1 protein-coding gene is annotated in these 472 nt (G+C 25.2%); it reads left to right on the forward strand.

Annotated features, from left to right (window positions below):
- Nucleotides 1–34: 34 nt before the first annotated feature.
- Nucleotides 35–472 (forward strand): hypothetical protein (locus E5A76_RS04875; RefSeq protein WP_161118257.1); only part of this gene is annotated, 438 nt, incomplete at its 3' end.

Raw genomic sequence — 472 nt, forward strand, 5'->3', positions numbered from 1 at the left:
TTTTCTTACTTTAGATTTTTGGAAAGAAGAGTTAATGAGTGGTGTATTTGCTATTCGTATTACAAGCTGTGTTTTAACATTTAAATTTATTTCAGAGTTTATTGGGTTAGTTAAGAGTAATAATGTGTTTGAAAATAACTTTAAAAAAAACATATATAAGCTAAACAGTGAAGAAAATAATATTGATTTACTAGATACTAAACAAGCAAGTTTTTTATTGCAAAAAGATCTTTTTTCTATGTCAACATTACAATATGCATTTTATCTTTCTTGTGTATCTTCACTGTGGTTCAGCACTATTAATGCTTACTCTACAATTATTATCTCATTAACTAGTTGGTGTTTGTTCTATATTATTGACGATTGGAGTATTATTTCTGATTATTCTAAAGAGTATAAGAAAACACCAATGAAGAGTCATAAAATAAAAGTAAATTTTTTTAATGTACTTCTTTTTTCAGTGACTAGCATT

This window comes from Photobacterium lucens (genome assembly GCF_009873615.1).
Lineage (GTDB): Bacteria > Pseudomonadota > Gammaproteobacteria > Enterobacterales > Vibrionaceae > Photobacterium > Photobacterium lucens.